At 70.0% G+C, this 22,845-nt stretch carries 23 protein-coding genes and 1 pseudogene; 14 read left to right on the top strand and 10 right to left on the bottom strand.

Annotated features, from left to right (window positions below):
- The first annotated feature begins 275 nt into the window (after positions 1 to 275).
- The 4 genes from H0S67_RS06420 to H0S67_RS06405 all read left to right on the top strand — a co-directional run bounded on the left by H0S67_RS06420 (position 276) and on the right by H0S67_RS06405 (position 2,789).
- On the top strand, positions 276 to 509 hold the full coding sequence (locus H0S67_RS06420) for a hypothetical protein (protein ID WP_180935902.1): 234 nt from the start codon (positions 276 to 278) through the stop codon (positions 507 to 509).
- The gene (locus tag H0S67_RS06415) at positions 488 to 859 is read left to right on the top strand and encodes a hypothetical protein (RefSeq protein WP_180935901.1); all 372 of its coding nucleotides are present in this window, start codon (positions 488 to 490) and stop codon (positions 857 to 859) included. Before H0S67_RS06420 ends, H0S67_RS06415 begins: the two co-directional genes overlap by 22 nt.
- A gap of 229 nt (positions 860 to 1,088) precedes the next feature.
- Entirely contained in the window at positions 1,089 to 2,276 is a 1,188-nt protein-coding gene (locus H0S67_RS06410) for an IS30 family transposase (RefSeq protein WP_425489836.1), read from the top strand.
- A 216-nt stretch (positions 2,277 to 2,492) separates the two neighbouring features.
- Positions 2,493 to 2,789, top strand: coding sequence for an HNH endonuclease (locus H0S67_RS06405; protein WP_180935900.1), 297 nt, complete (start codon positions 2,493 to 2,495; stop codon positions 2,787 to 2,789).
- Positions 2,790 to 2,855: 66 nt separating this feature from the next.
- On the opposite strand, the gene H0S67_RS06400 is transcribed toward H0S67_RS06405, so the two are convergent.
- Positions 2,856 to 3,041 carry a DUF5302 domain-containing protein gene (locus H0S67_RS06400; protein ID WP_180935899.1) on the bottom strand — a complete coding sequence of 62 codons (186 nt, stop codon included), beginning with the start codon at positions 3,039 to 3,041 and terminating at the stop codon, positions 2,856 to 2,858.
- A gap of 109 nt (positions 3,042 to 3,150) precedes the next feature.
- Between H0S67_RS06400 and H0S67_RS06395 the strand changes: the two genes are divergently transcribed.
- Positions 3,151 to 4,176 carry a hypothetical protein gene (locus H0S67_RS06395; protein WP_180935898.1) on the top strand — a complete coding sequence of 342 codons (1,026 nt, stop codon included), beginning with the start codon at positions 3,151 to 3,153 and terminating at the stop codon, positions 4,174 to 4,176.
- Positions 4,177 to 4,227: 51 nt separating this feature from the next.
- Here the strand turns inward: H0S67_RS06395 and H0S67_RS06390 are convergent, their stop codons facing one another.
- The 7 genes from H0S67_RS06390 to H0S67_RS06360 are packed head-to-tail and all read right to left on the bottom strand — an operon-like array spanning position 4,228 to position 10,741.
- A complete protein-coding gene (locus H0S67_RS06390) occupies positions 4,228 to 5,418 on the bottom strand; it encodes an acyl-CoA dehydrogenase family protein (RefSeq protein WP_180935897.1) in 1,191 nt (396 codons plus the stop codon).
- A 48-nt stretch (positions 5,419 to 5,466) separates the two neighbouring features.
- Positions 5,467 to 6,672: a phospholipase D-like domain-containing protein gene (locus H0S67_RS06385; protein WP_180935896.1), complete on the bottom strand. Its 1,206-nt coding sequence runs from the start codon at positions 6,670 to 6,672 to the stop codon at positions 5,467 to 5,469.
- Positions 6,673 to 6,701: 29 nt separating this feature from the next.
- A complete protein-coding gene (locus H0S67_RS06380) occupies positions 6,702 to 7,820 on the bottom strand; it encodes a hypothetical protein (RefSeq protein ID WP_180935895.1) in 1,119 nt (372 codons plus the stop codon).
- Entirely contained in the window at positions 7,817 to 8,059 is a 243-nt protein-coding gene (locus H0S67_RS06375; protein ID WP_180935894.1) for a DUF6752 domain-containing protein, read from the bottom strand. Before H0S67_RS06375 ends, H0S67_RS06380 begins: the two co-directional genes overlap by 4 nt.
- Positions 8,047 to 8,580, bottom strand: coding sequence for a class I SAM-dependent methyltransferase (locus H0S67_RS06370; protein ID WP_180935893.1), 534 nt, complete (start codon positions 8,578 to 8,580; stop codon positions 8,047 to 8,049). The genes H0S67_RS06375 and H0S67_RS06370 overlap by 13 nt, the downstream gene beginning before the upstream one ends.
- Positions 8,535 to 9,593, bottom strand: coding sequence for a hypothetical protein (locus H0S67_RS06365; protein ID WP_180935892.1), 1,059 nt, complete (start codon positions 9,591 to 9,593; stop codon positions 8,535 to 8,537). Before H0S67_RS06365 ends, H0S67_RS06370 begins: the two co-directional genes overlap by 46 nt.
- 38 nt (positions 9,594 to 9,631) lie before the next feature.
- On the bottom strand, positions 9,632 to 10,741 hold the full coding sequence (locus H0S67_RS06360; protein WP_180935891.1) for a hypothetical protein: 1,110 nt from the start codon (positions 10,739 to 10,741) through the stop codon (positions 9,632 to 9,634).
- A 253-nt stretch (positions 10,742 to 10,994) separates the two neighbouring features.
- Here H0S67_RS06360 and H0S67_RS06355 point away from each other — a divergent pair, with 253 nt between their 5' ends.
- From H0S67_RS06355 to H0S67_RS06340, 4 genes are read left to right on the top strand one after another with little or no spacing between them, the layout of a single operon-like run.
- Entirely contained in the window at positions 10,995 to 11,495 is a 501-nt protein-coding gene (locus H0S67_RS06355) for an exonuclease/endonuclease/phosphatase family protein (protein WP_180935890.1), read from the top strand.
- Positions 11,496 to 11,500: 5 nt separating this feature from the next.
- Positions 11,501 to 12,934 carry an alkaline phosphatase family protein gene (locus H0S67_RS06350; protein WP_180935889.1) on the top strand — a complete coding sequence of 478 codons (1,434 nt, stop codon included), beginning with the start codon at positions 11,501 to 11,503 and terminating at the stop codon, positions 12,932 to 12,934.
- The gene (locus tag H0S67_RS06345) at positions 12,931 to 13,872 is read left to right on the top strand and encodes a formylglycine-generating enzyme family protein (RefSeq protein ID WP_180935888.1); all 942 of its coding nucleotides are present in this window, start codon (positions 12,931 to 12,933) and stop codon (positions 13,870 to 13,872) included. Before H0S67_RS06350 ends, H0S67_RS06345 begins: the two co-directional genes overlap by 4 nt.
- Positions 13,873 to 13,914: 42 nt before the next feature.
- Positions 13,915 to 15,513 (top strand): sulfatase family protein, encoded by a 1,599-nt coding sequence (locus H0S67_RS06340; protein WP_180935887.1) that lies wholly within the window; start codon positions 13,915 to 13,917, stop codon positions 15,511 to 15,513.
- A 30-nt stretch (positions 15,514 to 15,543) separates the two neighbouring features.
- Here H0S67_RS06340 and H0S67_RS06335 read toward each other — a convergent pair whose 3' ends face one another.
- The gene (locus H0S67_RS06335; RefSeq protein ID WP_180935886.1) at positions 15,544 to 16,668 is read right to left on the bottom strand and encodes an endonuclease/exonuclease/phosphatase family protein; all 1,125 of its coding nucleotides are present in this window, start codon (positions 16,666 to 16,668) and stop codon (positions 15,544 to 15,546) included.
- A 105-nt stretch (positions 16,669 to 16,773) separates the two neighbouring features.
- On the opposite strand from H0S67_RS06335, the pseudogene H0S67_RS06330 reads away from it, so the two are divergent.
- The 4 genes and pseudogenes from H0S67_RS06330 (at position 16,774) to H0S67_RS06315 (ending at position 20,099) form a co-directional block, all read left to right on the top strand.
- A pseudogene (locus H0S67_RS06330) lies at positions 16,774 to 18,044 on the top strand (magnesium transporter MgtE N-terminal domain-containing protein).
- Positions 18,041 to 18,562 (top strand): DUF1003 domain-containing protein, encoded by a 522-nt coding sequence (locus H0S67_RS06325; RefSeq protein ID WP_180935885.1) that lies wholly within the window; start codon positions 18,041 to 18,043, stop codon positions 18,560 to 18,562. Before H0S67_RS06330 ends, H0S67_RS06325 begins: the two are co-directional and overlap by 4 nt.
- 31 nt (positions 18,563 to 18,593) lie before the next feature.
- Positions 18,594 to 19,760, top strand: coding sequence for an Mrp/NBP35 family ATP-binding protein (locus H0S67_RS06320; protein WP_180935884.1), 1,167 nt, complete (start codon positions 18,594 to 18,596; stop codon positions 19,758 to 19,760).
- 3 nt (positions 19,761 to 19,763) lie between these two features.
- Positions 19,764 to 20,099 carry a sec-independent translocase gene (locus H0S67_RS06315; protein ID WP_180935883.1) on the top strand — a complete coding sequence of 112 codons (336 nt, stop codon included), beginning with the start codon at positions 19,764 to 19,766 and terminating at the stop codon, positions 20,097 to 20,099.
- 13 nt (positions 20,100 to 20,112) lie between these two features.
- On the opposite strand, the gene H0S67_RS06310 is transcribed toward H0S67_RS06315, so the two are convergent.
- Positions 20,113 to 20,646: a hypothetical protein gene (locus H0S67_RS06310; RefSeq protein ID WP_180935882.1), complete on the bottom strand. Its 534-nt coding sequence runs from the start codon at positions 20,644 to 20,646 to the stop codon at positions 20,113 to 20,115.
- 315 nt (positions 20,647 to 20,961) lie between these two features.
- On the opposite strand from H0S67_RS06310, the gene H0S67_RS06305 reads away from it, so the two are divergent.
- A complete protein-coding gene (locus H0S67_RS06305; protein WP_180935881.1) occupies positions 20,962 to 22,689 on the top strand; it encodes an ABC transporter substrate-binding protein in 1,728 nt (575 codons plus the stop codon).
- Positions 22,690 to 22,845: the final 156 nt, after the last annotated feature.

Here is a 22,845-nt window from a genome sequence, read left to right as displayed (position 1 = left end):
ACGCGGTGGGTCGCGACCGCTTCCGGCTTTCCGGTGCGCCGGTGGTTGAGGTGCGAGCATCAGCGAGCCTCGAAGCCCCAGCAGCCGAGGCAGGACGACAACCCAGAACGCCGGCCCGCGGAAGTTTTACCTTCGTTCATCCCCAGAACCCCCGCACCGGCCCGGTTTCGGCGCCTGACTGTCGGTGGTCGATGCGATCATGGACACATGTTCGAAACCGATGCAGCAGGAGAACCCGTCGAGGTCGCCGACCTCGACGCCCCGGCCTGCTCGAGGTGCTCGAGCAGCGCAAGCTGGACGCCCGAGCCGCCGAACGCGGCAAGCTGCGCATCGCCGCGCAGTGGTGCGTGGTCCACCCCGCCACCGCCGACACCGGGATCGCGACGTGGGGCGGCGCCTCACTCCTGGACGAGGACGAGTCCCTCGGCGGCGACGGCACCCCGGCGGTCTCCGCGTTCGCCCCCGAACCCTGGCCGCCGTGCTCGGGGTGGCCACTCAGACCGGGATGAAGCTGATCGCCGACGCCCTCGACCTCCAGCACCGGCTCCCCGCATCTGGCGCTGGTCGAATCGCTCGGGGTGAGCCGTACAAGGCCCGGCACGTCGCCCAGGCCACCCACCGCCTCTCCCGCGACGCCGCCGCCTACGTCGACGAACAGCTCGCCCCCAGGCTCGCCTCCTGCAGCTGGAAGGCGATCGAGACCGCCGTCGCCCACGCCATCGCGAAGGCACCACCCCGAGCTGCTCGAGGAGCGGGAGAAGCAGGGCCGGCAGTCCTGGCACGTGACGCTGCGCCACCCGCCCCAGCGAGTACGCCGGCACCTCCTGGCTCGACATCACCGGCGACACCCTCGACCTGACCGCCTTCCACGACCTCGTCTGCGACCACGCCACCGCCTGAAGGCACTCGGCGACACCGACGAGCTGGAGGTCCGCAAGGCCAAGGCCCTCGGCGTGATCGCCTCCCACCAGGCCCAGCTCGACCTCACCACGCTCATCGACCCCGACGGCGACGAGAGGCCAGCGGTGTCGGAAGGGCCGCGGACACCGAAGACCCCTTGGGTTCGAAGGGTCGTTGCACCACTCGTCGTGAGGAGTGGTGTGGTGACCGTCGATCGTGCGACCCGTCAGGTGTTCTGGGAGGCGATCCGGTCGGGGTCGTGGGTGAGTGATGCGGCCGGTGCCGCGGGCGTGTCTCGCGGCACCGGGCAACGGATGTTCCGCCACTTTGGCGGGGTGATGGAGCCCTGCAGCCGCCCCAGCGGGCGTTTCTTGTCGCCAGCCGAGCGTGAGGAGATCGCGATCCTGCACGCCCAGCAGCACGGCGTGCGCGAGATCGCGCGCCGGATCGGACGCCCACACTCCACGGTGAGCCGGGAGCTGGCCCGCAACCGCAACGTCGACGGCACATACCGGGCCGGGACCGCACAAGCCCGGGCCGAGCGCCGCGCCCGGCGACCCAAGCCGGGCAAGCTCGCCACGCACCCGCGACTGCGGGCCTACGTCGGGGAGAAACTGACCACCCTGCAGTGGTCGCCAGAACAGATCAGTCACGCTCTACGGGTGGAGTTCCCCGACGACCCGGACATGCGCTGCTGCCCCGAAACGATCTACCGCTCCCTGTTCGTCCAGGGCCGCGGCGAGCTGCGCCGGGAACTGGCCGCGCACCTGCGCACCGGCCGCGACCAGCGCAAGCCCCAACGACGCCCCGAACATCGCAAGGGCCGGCTGGTCGACCCGATCCCCATCAGCCAGCGCCCCGCCGAGGCCAACGACCGGGCCGTGCCCGGGCACTGGGAGGGCGACCTGATCCTGGGCCGGTCAGGCGGCTCGGCGATCGGCACCCTGGTCGAACGCTCCACCCGGTTCGTGCTGCTGGTCCACCTGCCCGGCCGGCGTACCGCCGTGGACTTCAAGGACGCCCTGGTCCCGGTCATCGCGACCCTGCCCGAGCAGCTGCGCCGATCCCTGACCTGGGACCAGGGCAAGGAGATGGCCCTGCACAAGCAGATCGCCCTCGAGGCCGACATCCCGATCTACTTCTGCGACCCACGCAGCCCCTGGCAACGCGGCAGCAACGAGAACACCAACGGCCTGCTGCGCCAGTACTTCCCCAAGGACGTCAGCCTGCGCCAGTTCACCCCCACCGACCTCGACGAAGTCGCCCGCAAGCTCAACAGCCGACCCCGCAAGACCCTCGACTGGGCCACCCCCGCCCAACGCCTCGAGGAACTACTCTGCGGGCATCAGATCAGCCGTGGTGCAACGACCGGCTGAAACCGCCCCCGGTTCTACCTCCACCTGAACCTGGCCGACCTCGCCACCCACGGCTGCGGCACCCGGGGGGACCTGAGCGCGGGCACGGTCGAGCGGCTCGGCGCCGCCACTCTCACCCTGATCAAGGAGTGGGTCGGCCACTCCCAGGTCACCGTCCAGCCGGTCCTCGATCTGGGCAGGACCGACGCGGTCGACGGGCACGAGCCTCCCGCGTGGATGCGCGAGCTGGTCATCCTCCGCGACGGGCACTGCGTGTTCCCCTGGTGCCACCACGACGCCCGAACCGCCGACCTCGACCACATCGAGCCGTACATCCCGATGGACGAGGGTGGGCCACCCGGCCAAACGCGGCCCGAGAATCTCGCCCCGTTGTGCCGGCGACATCACCGCGCCAAGACCAGCCGACGATGGCGCTACCGACGCCGACCCGACAGCACCTATCAGTGGCACGGACCCCACGGCCGCAGCTACCTGGTCACACCCCACGGCACCATCCAGATCACCAGCAACTGAACGACCAGGACCCGGCAGTCCCATGGACTGCCGGGCCACTGGCACGCTCGTCGAGCCTCCTGAGGCTCAGGAGCCTCCGCCGCCGGCCTTGCGCCGGTGCATCTTCGGAGCGCCGCCGACGACTTCGGAGCCGTGGGCCTTCTCCTTGGTCGGTCCGTCGTGCGGCACGCCCTGGTCGTTCGACTTCTTGCGGTCCAGGGCCTCCCTCATCTTGGCCTTGAGATCGTCGTTCGCGCCGTTCGATTCGGGCATGTTCTCCTCCTCGGTTCCGTGCCACCACCCTTGCATCCCGGGACAACTCGCGTCGACAGCATTGTGCGAGGATGAGCCGGTCCATGACGGTCGTCAGAGAGGCAGGCACGTGGCTGACCGGCTGGTGCTGCACATCGGTTTGATGAAGTCCGGCACGACGTTCATCCAGCAGCGATGCAACGTGAACCGCGAGACGCTCGCCCAGCAGGGCATCCTCTTCCCCGGGCCCACCTGGGGAAGGCACGCGCGTGCGGTCTCGGACCTGATCGGCAGCAAGCACGCGCAGGAGGGCGCCTGGGCGAGCCTGCGCGACGAGATCAACGCGCACCCGGGGACCGCGATCGTCTCGATGGAGTACCTCGGCCCCATCCGGGCCCCCCGGATCGCGCAGCTCGTCGGCGACTTCCCCGACACCGACCTGCGCATCGTCGTCACCGTCCGCGACCTCGGCCGCACGGTTCCCGCGATGTGGCAGGAGACCGTCAAGAACCGCGGGACGTGGACCTGGGCGGAGTACCTCCAGGCCATCGAGCACGGCGGTGAGGCCGGCAAGCGCTTCTGGCGCCAGCAGTCCGCCGGCCAGATCGTCAACCGCTGGGCGGAAGGGGTCGGCGCCGACCACGTCACGGTCATCACCGTCCCGCCCCCGGGCGCCCCGTCGGAGCTGCTGTGGCAGCGCTTCTGCCAGGTCGCCGGCATCGCCCCGGCCGACTGGACGGAGGCCCCCCGCGCCAACGAGTCGCTCGGCGCACCCTCGGCGCTGCTGATGCGCCGCCTCAACGTCGAGCTCGCCGACCTCGGCCTCCAGGCCTACAAGCGGCGGGTGAAGGCCCTCGGCAAGCACGTGCTGGTCCACCGGCGCCGCGACGAGGACTCCATCGGCTTCACGGTCCCCCGCTGGCTGCGCCGCAAGGCGACGAGGATGAACAAGGCGATCGCGGAGAGCGGCGTCGAGGTCGTCGGCGACCTGACCGAGCTCGAACCGGTCGACACCCGTGGCGTCGACCCCGAGAGCATCCGCCCCGAGCAGGAGCTCGAGGCGGCCGTCGCGGCCCTGTCCACCGTGCTGCGCGACGGGAAGCCCAACTGGGCCCAGAAGGCAGTACGCAAGGCGAAGGCCCGGACCGGGGCCTGAGCCCCGGTCCGGGCCAACGGCCCGGTACGCCGTACGGCGTGACCGATCTGCCTACAGCTTGTAGTCCTCGAGCAGGCGCCGGCCGATGATCATCTTCTGGATGTCCGAGGTGCCCTCACCGATGAGCATGAAGGCCGCCTCGCGGTAGAGGCGCTCGATCTCGTACTCCTTGGAGTAGCCGTAGCCGCCGTGGATGCGGAACGAGTCCTCGACGACCTCGTTGCAGTACTCCGCGGCCAGCATCTTGGCCATGCCCGCCTCGACGTCGTTGCGCTCACCACGGTCCTTCATGCGCGCGGCACGGACCATCATCGCGTGGGCGGTCTCGACCTTGGTCGCCATCTCGGCGAGACGGAACAGGATCGCCTGGTGCTGGGAGATGGGCTTGCCGAAGGTCTCACGCTGCTGGGAGTAGGCGATGCCCAGCTCGAAGGCCCGGTTAGCGATGCCGCAGGCACGGGCGGCCACGTTGACGCGCCCGACCTCGACGCCGTCCATCATCTGGTAGAAGCCCTTGCCCGGCTCCCCACCCAGGATCTGGTCGGCCGAGATCCGGTGGCCCTCGAAGACCGCCTCGGTGGTGTCGACCCCCTTGTAGCCCATCTTGTCGATCTTGCCGGGGATGGTGAGCCCCTGGGCCGTCTCGCCGAAGCCGGGCTCCTTCTCCACCAGGAACGTCGTCATGTTCCGGTAGACCGAGTCCGCCCCCTCGTCGGTCTTGACCAGGGTCGCCACCAGCGTCGAGGTGCCACCGTTCGTCAGCCACATCTTCTGGCCGGTGATCTCGTAGCCCTCATCGGAGCGCGTCGCCTTGGTCTTGATCGCCGACACGTCCGAGCCCAGGCCGGGCTCCGACATCGAGAAGGCACCGCGCACCTCGCCCGTGGCCATCCGGGGCAGGTACTTCCGCTTCTGCTCCTCGGTGCCGTGCTGCATCAGCATGTAGGCCACGATGAAGTGGGTGTTGATGACGCCGGAGACGCTCATCCACCCACGCGCGATCTCCTCGACGCACAACGCGTACGTGAGCAGCGACTCCCCCAGGCCGTCGTACTCCTCAGGGATCATCAGCCCGAAGATGCCGAGCTCCTTGAGGCCCTCCACGATCTGCGTGGGGTACTCGTCGGCGTGCTCCAGCTCCGTCGCGACGGGAAGGATCTCCTTCTCGACGAAGCTGCGCACCGCCTTCAGGATCTCGGTCTGGTCCTCGGACAGCCCCTCGGTTTCACACAGTCGACCCACGGTCGCTCCTTCTCAGGTCACCCGGTTCCCTCGATCGAACCGGGACGATCAGTCGGTCTCCCAGGCGGGGCCGCGGTAGGAGAACGACGGGGCCACGGGACGTCCGTTGACGGTGCGGATCGGACGCGAGCGGTTGTCCCAGATGAACTTCCAGTTGCGCATGTACTGGCCGAGCACGCCGAAGCTGCGAATCTGGAAGATCTCGTCGTCCCCGCGAAGGCCGGCGTCCTGGTAGTTGCTGGAGCCGGTGACCACCAGGCTGGTGGAGCGATCCTTCCCGTAGTTGCCCGAGATGATCAGCTCCTTCTGGTGCGTGTAGAGGTCGACCTCGCCGTCGTCGTTGGTGTCGTAGCCGTTGGTGTGGGCGGGCACGTAGCCGCGCTTGGTGCGCACGCCCAGCGCCTGCCGGACCGAGGCCCCGCCCTTGCCGTACATGACCTTGACGTCGCACCCGGCGGCGTAGAGGTTGCGCAGCTTCTGGGCGATGTAGGTGCCGCGGCGGTCGCTCCACGCGTGCATCGACACGCGGATCACCGTGTGGTGGTAGGCGTTGCCGGTGCCGTCGTTGGCGCCCTGGCAGTGCACCGGGTTCAGGATCGAGATGATCGGGTCGTTCTTCGGCCCGAAGTTCGGGTACGGCGTGGCCTCCAGGACGAACTTGGAGCCGACCTTCCGCACGAACCAGGCCGGGTGTGCGGGCTTGTCCTTGCGCATCTGGTCGAACAGCTGGTTGAAAGCGGTGAACAGCTTGGGCGCGTTGTTCTTGACGAACACGTCGTTGTACTGGTTCTTCACCGCGTTCGTGGTGAAGTTCACCGATCCGGTCATCACCACGTTGCGGGCCTTGCCCGTGTGGGAGAACAGGAAGAACTTGATGTGGTTGTTCTCGCCGGTCGAGCGGCAGCCGTGGCTGCACTCGTAGGAGAAGTTCTTCCGCCAGCGGTTCTTGCCCAGCGCGGCGTGCAGCATCTTCTGCGCGCCCGTGACCTGGTGGTCGTTGAGCAGGATCTGCACCTGGACGCCGCGCTTGTGCGCGTTGATCAGGGCCTGCGCGACCGGCTTGCGGTCGAACGAGAAGAGGGAGATCCGGATGAGGGACCCCTTGTGCGCGTGGTTGATGGCCGACGTGATGGTCCGCTCGACGCGGAACTCCTTGTCAGGCGTCGACCGGGGGATGTTGAACGTCGCCCCTGCGTTGGGCTGGTAGGTCCCGGCGTACGCCGGCGCCATTCCCGCCCCGAGAACAAGAATCATCAGGACACCCATGGCCCTGCCCAGCAGTCTCAACGTCCCCAACCTCTCAACATGCGGATCCACGGCCTGCGCACGCTAACACGCAGTCTCGAGCCGCCCTGGAGACTCGCTATCTCGTGGGACAGACTCTTGCGCTCACGCGTGAGGGACCTCACGTCGGAGACCAGGTTGGCGATGGTGACGGTGGCGGCGTCGAGCAGCTCGGCGTCAGTGACGTCGGACGGATGGCGCAGGCCGTTCAGGTCGGCGGGCTCCAGCAGAGCGAGGTCGCCCACCACGTCGAAGCCCCCGTCGCGAAGCATGGCCATGGCCTCCTCCCCACGCCGGCAGAACCTCTCCAGGCTCTTGTCGTCCGGGCGGAACCGCTCGCGCGAGTCCGGCATGACGTCGCCCTCGCCGAGGTAGCCACGGATCCAGTTGCCGCGATCGGCCGCCGTGCTGAACTCGGTCAGGTGTCGATTGACACGCCTCAGCAGCTCGACCTCGACCAGGCCCAACGATCGGTTGACCTTCTCCTCGGACACCTCGAGGCCCTCGGCTCCCAGCCCCAGCACGGAGAGGAAGCGCAGCCACAGGTCGCGCGGGTTCGCTCCCCCGGAGGCCATGGGCAGGACGTGGACCCGCTCGTGAGGAACCACCGCCCCCCAGCGGGCGAGGATGTCGGCGAGGTCGAAGCTGCCCCAGCCCCACTCGTCCGTGGGGTCGTAGTCCTCCCGCGGCGGGTACGAGTCGATGCCGAGCTGGCCGCCGTTCTTCACCCATTCCTGCCACCGCGACACACCCAGCCCGACCATGGCCCGGGCCGTCACGATCACGTGGAACTCCGCGTCGGGGAACGAGGCGACGGCGCGCTGGATGTGCTCGGGCGCGGCGCTGGCGAAGAACTCGTGGCTGATCACCACGTCGCCCTGCCAGTCGCTCGCCTCGTCCACCAGGTCCTGCCAGGCCGTCTCGACGTCGCCGTCCCGCCGCAGGAGCTTGGGGTCCTCGCGCAGGTCCAGGGACGCCAGCAGGTGGCGCCGGCGGTGGCGACCGGGGAGCAGGACGCCGCGCTGGATGAGCTCCTGCTTGTTGTCCCAGAGGCAGCCCTGCAGGTAGGTCGTGCCCGTCTTGGGCAACCCGACGTGCAGGAAAACCCTCGCGGTCATCGAGGGCCGGGCACCGGCGGGTCGTTGACGCTGTCGCGGTAGTGCTGCAGCAGCTCCGCGACCCGTGCCTCGTCGCGGTCGGCCAGGGGCACGAGCAGCTCCATCACCACGTCGGTGAGCTCGGCCAGGCGCAGGTTCAGCTGGCGGCACTCCTGGACCTCGGCCTCCAGCTCCTCGATCCGGCTCTCCAGGCCGCCGCGGTCGCGGACCCGGCGCGCGATCGTCCTCAGGGATTCCACGTGATCACCAATCTGCAGATGGTCGGTGCCGACGACGAGTCGGGCGCGTCGCCGCCCTCGTCGTCGGCCAGGTCATGACGCTCCAGCACCCGTCCCCCGAGGTCGGCGACCTGGGCGAGCAGGTCATCGACGTCGAGGACCTTGACGCCGCGCTCGCCCTCGCCCGGCGTCCGCGCGATCTGGACCTGGAGGTAGAGGCGCCCCGAGCGGCCGGCCACCATGCGGGCGAGCCGGAGCAGGTGCGCCCGGCCGGTCGCGTCGGTGGCGTCGGCCACGTGGCGGGCGAGCACCACGCGCGGCCCGGGCTGGCGCGCCAGCAGGGCCCCCGTCACCATCACCGAGCGGAGCTCGGTGAGGTTGGCCCACATGAAGGAGGCGGGCAGGCCCTGGCGTTCGGCACGCTTGGCGGGACGCTTGAAGGCGCGGGCGATGAAGTCCAGGCCCCAGGCCTCGACCCCCTGCCGCGCCAGCCACATCACGTCGCGGCCGTAGCCACAACCGACGTCGACGGCGGTGCGCATCTCCGGCTCGCGAGCGCGGACCCAGCGCACGAACGAGCTCGGGCCCTGCGGCCCCTCCTGCGGGCCGGGGCCATAGAACTTGCCCCAGACGTGCTCCTGGCCCACGCGGGTGCCGCGGAACCAGCCGTTGAGGCGACGCACGGTCGACTGCGGCGTCTCGAACTTGTACGCCGGTCCGGCACCCGCCAGGTGGGTCCGTACATCGCCTCGAGCAGGTGCTCGGGGACGGCCGGCGTGGGGAAGGTGCGGCCCTCGAGGGTGGCCCGGCTGCGCGGGCGCACCCACTCCGCCTCGAACGGGTGCCCGACCTCGCCCATCAGGTAGAGCATCCCGTCGCGCAGGAAGCCGCCGAAGACATCCAGGCCGCGCCGGGTGCCGTCGGACTCCTCCACGAGCACCTTGAAGGCGATCCCGCTGTAGCGGGTGACCGCGAAGCCCTGCTCGACCAGGGCGCGCTGGAGGTGGAAGGACTCGAGCATGACGTCGACCGGGTGGTCGTGGGCGCTCACGTAGCCGAGGTCGGCGTCGGAGTCGTGGCCGATGAGGGCACCGTCGCGCACCGCGCCCAGCAGCGTGCCGTAGGCGATGAACGGCTCGACGCCGGCCTTCTCGAGGGCCGCGAGCACGGCCTCCATGGAGTCCAGCAGCGGCTTGACGTGCTCGGCGCTGCGGCTCTCGAAGAGGCGCATCAGGCGCAGGCTCTTGTCGAGGCCGAGCGGATTGCCCTGGGCGTCCTCGATCCGGATCCGCTCCTCGCCGGTGCCGAGGTGCACCTCGGCGGAGAAGAGCTCCTCCTCGCTCACGTGGTCGACCAGCGAGAGTGTGGTCACCCCGTCGAGGAAGCGGCGCAGCGCGTCGGGCCAGGGGTACTTGCGCTCCTCCCCCGCCGCACGCGTGTCGCGCTGCAGCCAGAAGGAGCCGATGCGTCGGCCGTCGAACAGGATGTCGACGGCCCGGTCCTGCTCGGTCCGCACGAAGATCCCACCATCGGTCACCCGAGCGGACCGGAGCATGTCCGTCCCAGTGTCACCGCGTCCCATGGGCGGCGAGCCTACCCGTCCCACGCGTTCGCCTGACGCAGCAGGCGGGTGCCGTCGGCGACGAGGTCGTCGAGCCCCTCGGGGCGACTGCCCTCCGCGACGCCGACCGTGCTCGCTGCGTCGTCCCACACCGCCCGCGCCGCGCGCAGCACCTGCTCGTGCGGAGGCGTGGTGATGGGGGTCGAGTAGCCGGTCAGGTCACCCGGCACCGGCAGGTCGTCCAGGGAACCGTGCAGGCGGTGACCGCCACGGGTGAGGAGGTCGCGGATCTCCGCGTTGCGGGTCCGGGCGTACGTCGCGGCCTTCTGGTCCAGCTGCGGCCGGGTCTCCTCGGCACGCAGCGGGACCAGCACCCGGGACGCCAGGGGGCGCATGCCCTTGCGGTAGCGCCGCGGGGCGACGTCCTGCAGGTGGACGTTGGCGCGCCGCAGGTAGTCACACGACGCGTAGCCGAGCGACTCGTTGTCGCGGACCTCGTCGAGACTGACGTCCGGGCCCGAGATGCCCGCCGCGGCGCAGAACCGGTGCCACAGCTCCTCACGGGGCGCACCCGACGGCGGGACGGTGACGACCTCGACCGACGACACCCCGGGCACGCTGCTCCAGCGCGACAGGATCGTCTCGATGTCCTGCGCGCGGTGGAAGGTCCTGAAGGCCCTGGTGTTCCTGCCCGAGCCCATGCGCGACGGCTGGACGTGGCGCAGGTAGTCCTCCCACCCGTCGGTACCGAAGTTGCGGGTGTAGGTCTGCCACTGGGCCGGGAGCACGCGGAACTGGTCGCGGACGGTGAGCACGACCCGGACGTCCAGCCCGGCGAAGGGCTCCACCAGGCGGGGCACCTGCTCCTCGCCGGCGAAGCTCAGGAACTCCATGGAGAAGATCGCCGTGGCATCCCCCGCGTGCACCTGCTCCGCGAGCTGGCCCCAACGGCGGCGGTTGCGCCGGGGCTGCCTGGGCAGCTTGAGCATGTCGCGCACGGCGCGGGCCTGGACGCCGAACCCGCCGGGGAACACGACCCCGGCCTCCGCCAGGTCCGCCTTGTTGCTGCCGAGCACCGACTGGATGAAGCTGGTCCCGGTCTTCATGGTGCCGATGTGCAGGACGACGCGGCGGTCCATCACGCTCCCAGTCTCGGAGCCCACGCGCATGACCCCGGCGGGGCCCGCTCCTCGGGGCATCTCGTTGTCGCCGGTCGTTCCCTCGACGCCGGGCTCTCCAAAATAGCCGGGTCGGCAGGCAAAGGCGACTCAAGTGGTGACGAAACACCACAAGTCACATTAGCATCAGGGGCACCACTGATTCGCGGAGCGACACGCCGCGCGTCGGAGCCCCGGTTCCGGTGCCTTCGTCGCTCCACAACGAAGGGCAAGCTCCGTGACGAACCGCACCCCCGTGTCCGGGAAGAGCCACACACGACGTCCGCGACGGAAGGCCCTCGTCACCGGCGCTGCCGCCCTGGCCCTGCTGGCCGCCCCGCTCTCCCTCGCCGGCGCCTCCCAGGCCGCCGGTGACGGCGCGAACGCCCTGAAGGAGCAGCCGCCCGGTGCCACGGCGTTCCGGCTCAGCTCGTTCAACCTGCTCGGCGCCGGCCACACCGCCCCCGGCGGCGACCGCAAGGGCTGGGCCTCGGGCTCGACCCGCATGAAGTGGGCCACCCAGATCATCGACCAGAACAGCATCGACGTGGTCGGCTTCCAGGAGATGCAGCAGCCGCAGTTCGACAAGTTCAAGGAGATCGACGGCTCGACGTTCGGGATCTTCCCGGGCGACAAGCTGACCACGGCCGCGATGGCCAACTCCATCGCCTGGCGCAAGGACCAGTTCACCCTGCTGCGCTCCGAGACCATCCAGATCCCTACTTCGACGGCAACCTGATCCGGATGCCCTACGTGCTCCTCCAGAACAAGGCGACCGGGCAGCAGGCGTGGTTCTTCAACTCCCACAACCCGGCCGACGCGCACGGTCCGGCGCAGAAGTGGCGGGACCAGGCGGTGAAGAAGGAGATCGACCTGGTCAACGGGCTGCGCGAGCAGTACCCCGACACCCCCGTCGTCGTCACCGGCGACATGAACGACCGGGAGCCGTTCTTCTGCCCCGTGGTCGCCAACACCGACCTCGAGTCGGCCAACGGCGGCACGTCCGACGCCGACGGGTGCACGCTCACCACGCCGTCCCACGTCGACTGGGTGATGGGCACCTCGGACGTGAACTTCACCGGCTACACCGACCTCCGCGACGCGCTGGTCCAGAAGACAACCGACCACTTCGTGATCATGGGCGACGCGAACATCCCCCCGCCGTCGGTCCAGCAGTCGCCGATCACGCGCGTCCTCCAGCTCTCCGTCGAGGGCCTGCGGCCGAGCGCGATCCGCAAGGCCGGCGTCGCCGGGACGCCCACGATCCACCGGCTGATGAGCGAGGGGGCCTCCACGCTCAACGCCCGCACCGAGGTCGAGCGCACCACCACCCTGCCCAACACCATCGGCATGCTCACCGGGCGACGGGTCAACGCGACCCAGGGCGGCCACGGCGTCACCGCCGACCGCGACACCGGCAGCACGGTCCAGGCCGCCGCGGGCCACTACGTCTCCAGCGTGTTCGACATCGTCCACAACTTCGGCCGCAGCACCGCCCTCCTCTCCAGCCAGCCGCGGATGGCGCTCGTCGACCGCAGCTGGGACGACACCAACGGCGGCACGGACCCGTACGGCGTCGACGACGGCCGCGACAAGATCAACCAGTTCGTCGCCACGACCGACGACCGGGACCTCGTCGACCGGCTGACCACGATGCTCGCCAAGTCGCCCAAGACGTTCACCTACGCCCAGCTGACCATGCTCGACGACGCCGGGCGGGCCAGCGGCTACGCGAGCCCGGCGTACCGGACGACGCTCACCCAGGTCGACGCGATGCTCGGCCGGGTCATGAGCACGATCGCGGCGTCGCCCACCCTGGACGGCCACACGCTGGTGATCCTCACCGCCGGCGCGGGGGGCCGCGGGACCAGCAACGTCGACCGCACCGTGCGCGGCAACTACACGGTCCCCCTGATCGCCTGGGGACCCGACGTGGTCGCCGGCGCCGACCTCTACGACCTCAACCCCGCCTTCCAGGACCCTGGGAAGCTCCAGCCGGGCTACGGCGCCACCCAGCCGATCCGCAACGGCATGACCGCCAACCTGGTCACCGCCGCGTTGCGCCTCCCCCATCCCCGGCAGCACCATGAACGCCGACCAGAGCTTCAACCTCTTCGTCGGGCCCGACCCGACTCAGTGACGGGGGCGCGACCAGCCACCGTGACAATGGAGGCGTGAGCACGAGCGACGGCACCTCCCCCTGCTGCGTCCCTGCGGGGACCGGGTCGGGGCAGGTGCCGGCCCCGGCGCCGCCCGCTCGGGCGACGTCGTACCGGGGTCAGGTCAGGATCGAGGGCGGTGAGTTCGTCCTCGGCGACGCGTTCGCCGAGGGCTACCGGGCCGACGGCGAGTCGCCGGTGCACCGGGTGCGCCTGAGCACCTTCCACGTCGACACCACGACCGTCACGAACGCCGCGTTCGCGGCCTTCGTCAAGGCCACCGGCCACGTCACCACGGCCGAGCGCGAGGGCAGCTCGGCGGTCTTCCACCTCGACTACGCCGGCGACGGCGCCGACGTCCTCGGGCAGCCCGCCGCGACGCCGTGGTGGCTGGCGGTGCGCGGCGCGGACTGGCGCCACCCCGAGGGCGCCGCCTCGGACGTGACCCGCCGCCAGAACCATCCCGTCGTCCACGTCTCCCACGACGACGCCGTCGCCTATGCCTCCTGGGCGGGCAAACGGCTGCCCACCGAGGCCGAGTGGGAGGCGGCGGCCCGCGGCGGGCTGGAGGGGAGCCGCTACCCGTGGGGCGACGAGCTCCTCCCCCGCGGCCGGTGGATGTGCAACATCTTCCAGGGGCAGTTCCCGGTCGAGAACACCTGCGAGGACGGCTGGTCGTCCACGGCACCGGTCAAGACGTTCGCGCCCAACGGTTACGGCCTCCACCAGATGGCCGGCAACGTCTGGGAGTGGTGCGCCGACTGGTTCGACCCCGCGGCCTACGCCACCCGCTCCTCGGTCGACCCCACCGGACCGGAGACCGGGGCCGCCCGGGTGATGCGCGGCGGCTCGTACCTGTGCCACGACTCCTACTGCAACCGCTACCGGGTGGCCGCCCGGTCGTCGTCACCGCCCGACTCGACGGCCTCCAACCTCGGGTTCCGGTGCGCCAACTAGACTTTTCGAGACCATCCCCCGTATCGCCAAGGAGTTCTTCGCATGCCCTTTCGGGGATCCCGTGAGCCGCGCTGGCTCGCCGCCGCGGCGATGGTCACGGTGGCCGGCCTGACTGCTGCCGGATGCAGCGGGGGCTCAGGCCAGGACCACTCCCCGAGCACCGAGCGGCACGTGGTCCCCTCGGGGCCCGCGCCGGTCCCCGGGCCCGGCAACCAGGAGCAGGTCCTCCCGGGCAGCCCGCTCGCCGCGAAGCCCTTCACCCGGCCGAGCACCAAGCCCAACCTGCTGATGATCACGGTGGACGACGCAGCGCAGAAGGACATGCGCTTCCTCCCCCACGTGCAGCACCTGATGGCCGACGAGGGCACCACCCTCACCAACGGCCTGGCGCCGACGCCGATCTGCGTGCCGGCTCGGGCCTCGCTGGTGTCGGGCCAGTACTCCCACAACCACGGCGCGGTGACGATCAACGGCACCGGCGGCGGCTTCAAGGCGTTCAAGGACGACGACACCCTGCCCGTCTGGTTGCAGCGCGCCGGCTACGACACCATGTTCATCGGCAAGTACCTCAACGGGTACGGCGAGGACGGGTCGCAGACCTACGTCCCGCCCGGCTGGAGCGACTGGCGCGCCACGGTCGACCCCTCGACGTACAACTTCGTCCGGCCGACGGTCAACGACAACGGCACCGACCGGACCTACCACGAGTACTCCAGCGACCTGTTCAGCGACCTGACGGTCGACATGCTGACCAACCCCGAGCGGCAGCAGAAGCCGTGGTACCTGTGGGTCAACTACGTCGCCCCGCACACCGGCGGCCCGGACGCCCCCGACGACCCCGACGTCGTCCACCCCGAGGACAAGTCGCCGATCAAGACGACGACGCCCGCGCCGCGCGACAACAACACCTTCGACTGGCTGAACCTGCCGCGCACCGCGGACATGTTCGAGAAGGACGTCTCCGACAAGGCCCTGATCCGCGCCGTGCGCGAGCCGGTCCCCGGCTACCGCCGGCAGGAGATGAAGGAGGCCCGGCAGCAGCGGATCGAGGCGCTGCAGTCCGTGGATCGTGCGGTCGCCCGGACCGTGCGGACGCTGCGGCAGACCGGCCAGCTCGACAACACCTACATCGTCTTCACGTCGGACAACGGCTACGTGCTCGGCGAGCACAACCTCAACGGCAAGCTCTGGTACTTCCGCGAGATCGTCGGCATCCCCATGTACGTCCGGGGGCCCGGCATCGCGAAGGGCGTCACGAGCAAGACCCCGGTCACCAACGCGGACTGGGCGCCCACGCTGGCCGCGCTGGCCGGCGCCCACCCGAAGACGCGCGTCGTCGACGGCACCAACGTGCTGCCGTGGCTGCGCACCGGCGCCTCCCGACGCGTGGTCCCGATCGAGGGCTACCCGGTCCAGGGCGGCACCACGCCGCTCTACACCGGTGTCGTGGTCGGGCCGTGGACCTACGTGCAGAACAAGGCCGGCCGTGCGGAGCTCTACGACCGCACGGTCGACCCCTGGCAGCTGAACAACCTGCGCAAGGACCCCCGCTACCGCCCCCAGCTCAAGGAGCTCAGGAAGCTGACCCGGAAGTACGCCGACTGCGCCGGAACCCAGTGCCCGTCGGACTTCTACCGCTGAGCGGATCCTGCTAGCGCTGAGCGGATCCCGCTAGCGCTGGGCGGCGGTCGTCTCGGCGGGGATCGTCGCGTCCGCCCACACGAAGTGGTGGTCGGTGGTCCGGCGGACCAGCGGGCCGTCGTCGCTGTGGAAGTTCCCGAAGGTCACCGGGGTGTTGCCCATGATCCAGTCGACGTTGGTGACCGGCGGCAGCGCGCACGAGGTGCCCGTGGAGCCGCCGTTCGCGGCGTGCATGTCGGTCTGCGTCGTCATCGGGCAGAAGTACGGCGCGCGATCGTTCATGTCACCGGTGAAGATCACCGGCGTCCCGTCGGCGCCGAGCGTGCGCGCGAGCTGGACCTCCAGCGCGGTCGCCCGGTTGCGGTACTGCTGGGCAGGACCGTAGGCGTCGGCAGGGTTGTGGGTGTTGAAGAACCAGACCGTGCGCTGTGACTCGATGTTGCGCAGCAGCACGTAGGGCATGGCGACGAGCCGGCCGTGGAAGTACGGGATCTTCATGGTCCTGGCCTCGACGAGCTCCCACGCGTCGGAGCGCCACACGATCGAGTTGGCCAGGGAGCCCGGGCCGAGCGCCGGACCCGGGTAGACGCCCCAGCCGGGGGCCACCTGGCGGAAGACGTTGTACTGCGGTCCCTGGAACTCCTGCAGCCCGGCGACGCTGACGCCGGTGCCCTGCAGGAGCTGGACCGCCCAGCGCATCCGGGTCACGCCGGGGGCCCAGCCCTTGCGCTCGCCCGGCGCCGTGTGGGACGCGCCCAGCACGTTGAAGGTGCTCACCCGGAAGCTCGTGGGGAGCGACGCCTCGACCTTCTTCTTCTTGGGCTTGGTCACCTTGATCCGCTCGATGACCTGGTCCCGCTGCACGACCTGCTGCGGCGCCGGCCGCGAGGCTCGCGCTCGCTCACGGTGCCGCGCCTGCGTCACCGTGGGGCTCGCCGTGGGGGTCGAGCTGTTGCTCCCCAACGCGTCGACGAGCTCAGGACCGGTGCCCGGGTCGGCCGAGGCGTCGCTCGCCGGGTCGAGATGACCCCAGGCCAGGAACACCCCGGAGACCACCAGCAGCACCGCGGCGAGGGCCACGGTCCCCACGACCGACGGCTCGAGCCGCCTCCTGGGGCGCTCGGGCGGCCGGGGCCGCTGCAGGTGGCGGGGCATGAAGGCACCTCCGGTGCACGCTGGTCGGGATCGGGCCTCATGCTAACCGACCTCCTCGGCGATGCTGCGAGCGATGGAGAAGGGCCGACCGGTAGCGTCGGGCCCGTGAGCACGACCCCGACCCGCGTGTACGCAGCCCGACTTGTCGGGCTGCCGATCTTCGACCCCCAGGGCGACCAGGTCGGCAAGGTCCGGGACCTCGTGGTGGCCCTGCGGTCGGAGGTCAACCAGCCGCGGGTGCTCGGGGTGGTGGCCGAGGTGTTCGGTCGGCGCCGGATCTTCGTGCCGATGACGCGGGTCACCAACATCGACAGCGGTCAGGTCTACACCACGGGCCTGCTCAACATGCGCCGCTTCGAGCAGCGTTCGACCGAGACCTTGGTGATCGGGCAGCTGCTCGACCGCACGGTCACGATCCGTGAGACCGGCGTGACCGGAACGGTCTACGACGTGGCGATGGAGCAGGCGCGCAACCGCGACTGGGTGCTGTCCCGGGTGGCGGTGCAGGAGCCGGCCAAGGGCCTGCGCCGACGCGGCCAGACCCACGTCGTCGAGTGGCGAGACGTCGAGGGGCTCATCGGTCGGGAGGAGAAGCAGGGCGCGACGCACCTCATCGCGGCCCTCAACGAGATGCGGCCGGCCGACGCGGCCAACATGATCCACGAGCTGCCGGTGGAGCGTCGTGCTGCCGTCGTCGCCGCCCTCGACGACGAGCGGCTCGCCGACGTCCTCGAAGAGCTTCCCGACGAGGACCAGGTCGAGATCCTCGAGCACCTCGACTCCGAGCGCGCGGCCGACATCCTCGAGGAGATGTCCCCCGACGACGCCGCCGACCTGATCGCCGACCTGCCGCCGGACACGGCGGCCCAGCTCCTCGAGCTGATGGCGCCGGACGAGGCCGAGGACGTGCGCCGCCTGATGTCGTACGCCGAGCACACGGCCGGCGCGATGATGACCCGGAGCCGGTGATCCTCGGCCCGGACGCGACGATCGCCGACGCCCTCGCGCACGTGCGCAACCCCGACCTGCCGGTCTCGCTGGCGGCGATGGTCTTCGTGTGCCGCCAGCCGCTCGAGCCGCCGACGGGCAGGTTCCTCGGCGTCGCCCACATCCAGCGGCTGCTGCGCGAGCCGCCCTCCACGCTGGTCGCGGGTGCGCTCGACAACTCCATGGACCCGCTGCGCCCGGCCGCGTCGATCGAGCAGGTGGCGGCCCACCTCGCGACGTACAACCTCGTCGCAGCTCCGGTCGTCGACGACAACGGGCGGCTGCTCGGCGCGGTCACCGTCGACGACCTGCTCGACCACATGCTCCCGGAGAACTGGCGCGACCAGGCCCTGCGGCCCGGTGACGCCCGTCCGGGGGTGAAGTCGTGAGCGAGTCCCGCGCGCCCCGCTACCGCCTCGACACCCCCAAGGAGACGCGCCGACCCCTGGTGCGGCGGCCGACGTACGACTCCGACGCCTTCGGCGTCTTCGCCGAGCAGTTCGCCCGCTTCATGGGGACGGCCCGGTTCCTGATCTACATGACGGCCTTCGTGCTGATCTGGATCGGCTGGAACCTCCTGGCACCGCAGGACCTGCGCTTCGACGACTACCCCTTCATCTTCCTGACGCTGATGCTCAGCCTGCAGGCGTCGTACGCCGCTCCCCTGATCCTGCTCGCGCAGAACCGGCAGGAGACGCGCGACAAGGTCATCGCCGAGCAGGACCGCCAGGCCAACGCGCGGGCCCACGCCGACATGGAGTTCCTGGCGCGCGAGGTGGCGTCGCTGCGCATGTCGGTCGGCGAGGTCGCGACCCGCGACTTCCTGCGCTCCGAGCTCCGCTCGCTGATGAGCGACCTCGAGGAGCTCAACCGAGCCGGCGAGGACGAGGTGGAGCCGAGCGCCTAGCGCCACACCCCACCGCCTAGGATTGGGGATCATGAGCACGCCGAGCCTCGAGCAGGTCAACGCCGCGCTGGCGACCGTCAACGACCCGGAGATCAAGCGACCCATCACCGACCTCGGGATGGTCGACTCCGTCGAGATCGACGACGCGGGTGTCGTGCACCTGACCGTGCTGCTGACCGTGGCGGGCTGTCCACTCAAGGACACGATCAACCGCGACGTGACCGCCGCGGTGACCAAGGTCGCGGGCGTGACCGGCGTCGACCTCGAGCTCGGGGTGATGAGCGCCGAGCAACGCGCCGGCCTGCAGGAGGTCCTGCGGGACGGCCACGCCCAGCGCGAGATCCCCTTCGCGCAGCCCGGCTCCCTGACCAAGGTCTACGCGATCGCCAGCGGCAAGGGCGGCGTCGGCAAGTCCTCGGTCACGGTCAACCTCGCGCTCGCCATGGCCAAGCAGGGCTTCAAGGTCGGCGTCGTCGACGCTGACATCTACGGCCACTCGGTGCCGGCGATGCTGGGCGTCGCGGACTCCCGGCCCACCCAGGTCGAGGACCTGATCATGCCGGTGCCCACACCGAGCGGCGTCTCGGTCATCTCGATCGGGATGCTCAAGCCGCGCCGCGACCAGGTCGTGGCCTGGCGTGGCCCCATGCTGGACCGCGCGCTGGTCCAGATGCTCGCCGACGTCTACTGGGGCGACCTCGACATCCTCCTGCTCGACCTTCCGCCGGGCACCGGCGACGTGGCGATCTCCCTCGGGCAGCACCTGCCCGGCGCCGAGGTCGTGGTCGTGACCACGCCCCAGGAGGCCGCCGCCGAGGTGGCCGAGCGCGCGGGAACGATGGCCTCGATGATGCACCAGCGGGTCGCCGGCGTGGTGGAGAACATGAGCTACCTGGCCTGTCCCCACTGCGTCGAGGTGGGGGACCCCGAGCACCGGATCGAGATCTTCGGCAGCGGCGGCGGCGACCGGGTCGCGGCCACCCTGTCCGAGCGGTTCGGCTACTCCGTGCCCGTCCTGGGCAGGGTCCCGCTCGACACCTCGCTGCGCGAGGGCGGCGACGCCGGCAAGCCGATCGTCGACTCCGACCCCACCGCGCCCGCGGCCACCGTCCTGGTCGAGATCGCAGGGCAGCTCTCGGGTCGCGGCCGCGGCCTGGCCGGCATGCAGCTCGGCCTCACCCCGACCAGTAAGTTCTGAGCCGTGTTCGGGGTCGGCCTGCCCGAGATGGCAGTCATCGCGTTCGTCGCGGTGCTGGTGTTCGGCCCGGACAAGCTCCCCGAGTTCGCCCGCCAGGCCGGGCAGATGGTGCGCAAGGCGCGCGGCTTCGCCAACGCCGCCCGTGACGAGCTGCGATCCGAGCTCGGGCCGGAGTACGCCGATCTCGAGCTCCGCGACCTCGACCCCCGCACGATCGTCCGCAAGCACATCGCCGAGGCGATGGAGGAGGCCGACCGCGAGGAGGCCCTGCCCCGTCGCCGCGGCCTGCGCCCGCTCGAGGACGGCGAGCTCCCGCCGTACGACGCCGACGCGACCTGATCGAGGCTGAGCCTCAGTCCCGGCTCTGGACGGCAACGAGGGCGCTGAACGCGACCAGCTCGAGCCGCCCCGCCCCCACCCGGACCTCGACGAAGTCGGCGCCGACCCGGCGCAGGAGCGCCTCGTGACGGGTGCCGTCCTCCAGGTGCAGGACGCACCGCTCCCCCGCCTCGGCGAGCCGGCGCAATGCCGAGCCCACCCCGAGCCTCGCGACCGGTGACCAGGCGACCTCCGGCACCGAACGTTCGGAGGAGCCGAGCACGCGCAGGACGCAGGGGGTCCTGACCACCCAGTCCTGGGCCGGCCCGCGCACCAGGCACCAGTCCGTCCCGACCCGTTCGAGCACCCCGCCGACCGGACCGGTCGCCCGCAGGTCGAGCACGACCTCGCACCCCACCGAGGCCATCAACCGGCTGGCCAGCGAGACGTGCGTGTACTCCGCGCGGCTGCGGTCGGCCAGCTCGACACCGCGGTCGGCGTCGTACATCGCCTCGGCCTGCTGCTCGAGGTCGTCCAGGAGCGCGAAGAGCTCCTCCTCCCAGGTCATGCGCCGACCTTGCCACAGCGCGACGTCGCATCGACACCCGATCGTTACAGGATCGGAGCCGCGATGATGCCCTCGCGTCCCTAGATTCACAGGAGGGGGCCCGACCACGTTGCCGCAGTCGACGGCGGCAAGCACACATCTCGGACGACAGAGGTGCGATGCCATGACGTTTCAGGGCTCCCGATCCACCCCGGCGGCTGCCGCGCGCAGCCGCCGTCGAACCGAGGGCCGCGCCTCGATCCCCGCAGGCCCCGGCGACGCCTCGTCGCCGCAGGTGGCGAATCTTCCGCCACGTCAGACACGAGGGAGAGGTACATGTTCATGCATCGAAAGCGGTTGATCGCCAGCACAGCGGCGGTGGCGCTGGCAGCCGCCCTCGCCGCCTGCGGCGGCGGCGGAAGCAGCAGCAGCTCGAACCAGACCGCCAAGGCCGGCGGCACCCTGCAGTACTACATCTACCAGCCCTACGACCACACCGACCCGCAGCGCAGCTACCTCGGTGTCCTCATGACGAACTTCAGCCGGACGGTCTACCGCTCGCTGGTCGCCTTCCCGATCTCGACCGACCCCAAGCAGAGCTTCACCCCGGTTCCGGACCTGGCCACGGACACCGGCACCTCGTCCGACGGCGCCAAGGTCTGGAAGTTCACGCTCAAGGACGGCATCAAGTGGCAGGACGGCAAGCCGATCACCTGCGAGGACTTCAAGTACGGCGCCTCACGGATCTTTGCCACCGACGTCATCACCGGCGGCCCGACCTACTTCTTGAGCTACCTGGACATCCCCACCGACACGAAGACCGGCCTGCCGGCCTACGACGGTCCCTACAAGGGCGACGGACAGAAGTACTTCGACAAGGCGGTCACCTGCGACGGCAACACCATCACCTACCACTTCAAGGTGCCGTGGCCGGACTTCCCTCTTGCGATCGCCTCACTGCACATGGCGGATCCGTACCGCCAGGACAAGGACCAGGGCGCGAAGTCGAACTACATGATCTTCTCCAACGGCCCGTACATGATCAAGGGCAGCGACATGTGGGACAAGAACTCGGGTGCCGTCTTCGTCCGCAACCCCAACTACGACCCGAAGACCGACTCCACCGACATCCGCAAGGCGCTGCCGGACGAGATCGACTTCTCGATCGGCCAGACCCCGGAGACGATCTACGACCGCCTGATCGCCGACAGCGGCCAGGACCAGTTCGCCGTGACATCGTCACGCGTGCCGCCGGCGTACTACACCCAGGTCACCGGCCCGGTCGCCGACCGCTCGGACCTCGTGAAGTCGCCGTACGTCGACTACCTGGCACCGAACTTCCCCAACATGCCCGACCTCAAGGTGCGCGAGGCGCTCAACGTCGCGACCAACAAGCAGGCGTGGATCGACGCCGGTGGCGGCTCCAAGGCCTACGCCCCCGCCTATTCGGTCATCGCCTCGAACTTGCCCGGCTACCAGCCGAACCCGGCGTTCCAGGGTCCTCAGCAGGGCGACCCCGCCGCGGCGAAGAAGCTGCTCGAGCAGGCCGGTGTGAAGATCCCCTACCCGATCACCTTCACCTACGAAACGAGCGACACCTTTGACAAGCAGGCGGCGGCGCTGAAGGACTCGTGGGACAAGGCCGGCTTCGACGTGACCCTGGACGGGCTGGGCTCCACCTACTTCGACATCATCGAGAAGCCGGTCAAGACCACCGACGTGATGTGGACCGACTGGGGCGCCGACTGGCCGTCGGCCATCACGGTCACTCCGCAGCTGTTCGACAGCCGCATCGTGACCAAGAGCTCCACCGGTTCGAACTACGGCTCGTACAAGAGCGACAAGTTCGACGCCCTGATCGACCAGGCGCGGAACTCCACCAACCTGGACGAGCAGACCAAGGCGCTGCAGCAGTCCGACCTCGTGCTGGGCAAGGACGTCGCCTACATCCCGTTGGAGCAGCAGAACTTCTACTGGGTCTACGGGTCGAAGGTGGTCGACTTCATGACGACGCCGGCGTCGAACGGCAACCCGGACCTCGGTCCGATCGCCGTCGCGCAGTGATCACTCGCTAGTCCGTACGCCCACGTCGGGCGGCCGCCATCGCGGCCGCCCGACACTCATTTCTCATGCCCTGATCCGCGCACCGTCCCGCTGTGGACGAAGCGTTGACCTCGAAGGTAAAGACGCGTTCACTGAAGCAAACGAACGCAAACCAAA

This window comes from Nocardioides ungokensis, assembly GCF_013466985.1.
Lineage (GTDB): Bacteria > Actinomycetota > Actinomycetes > Propionibacteriales > Nocardioidaceae > Nocardioides > Nocardioides ungokensis.
The sequence above is the reverse complement of the archived record's forward strand: the minus strand, read 5'-3'. Positions and strand labels throughout refer to the sequence as shown.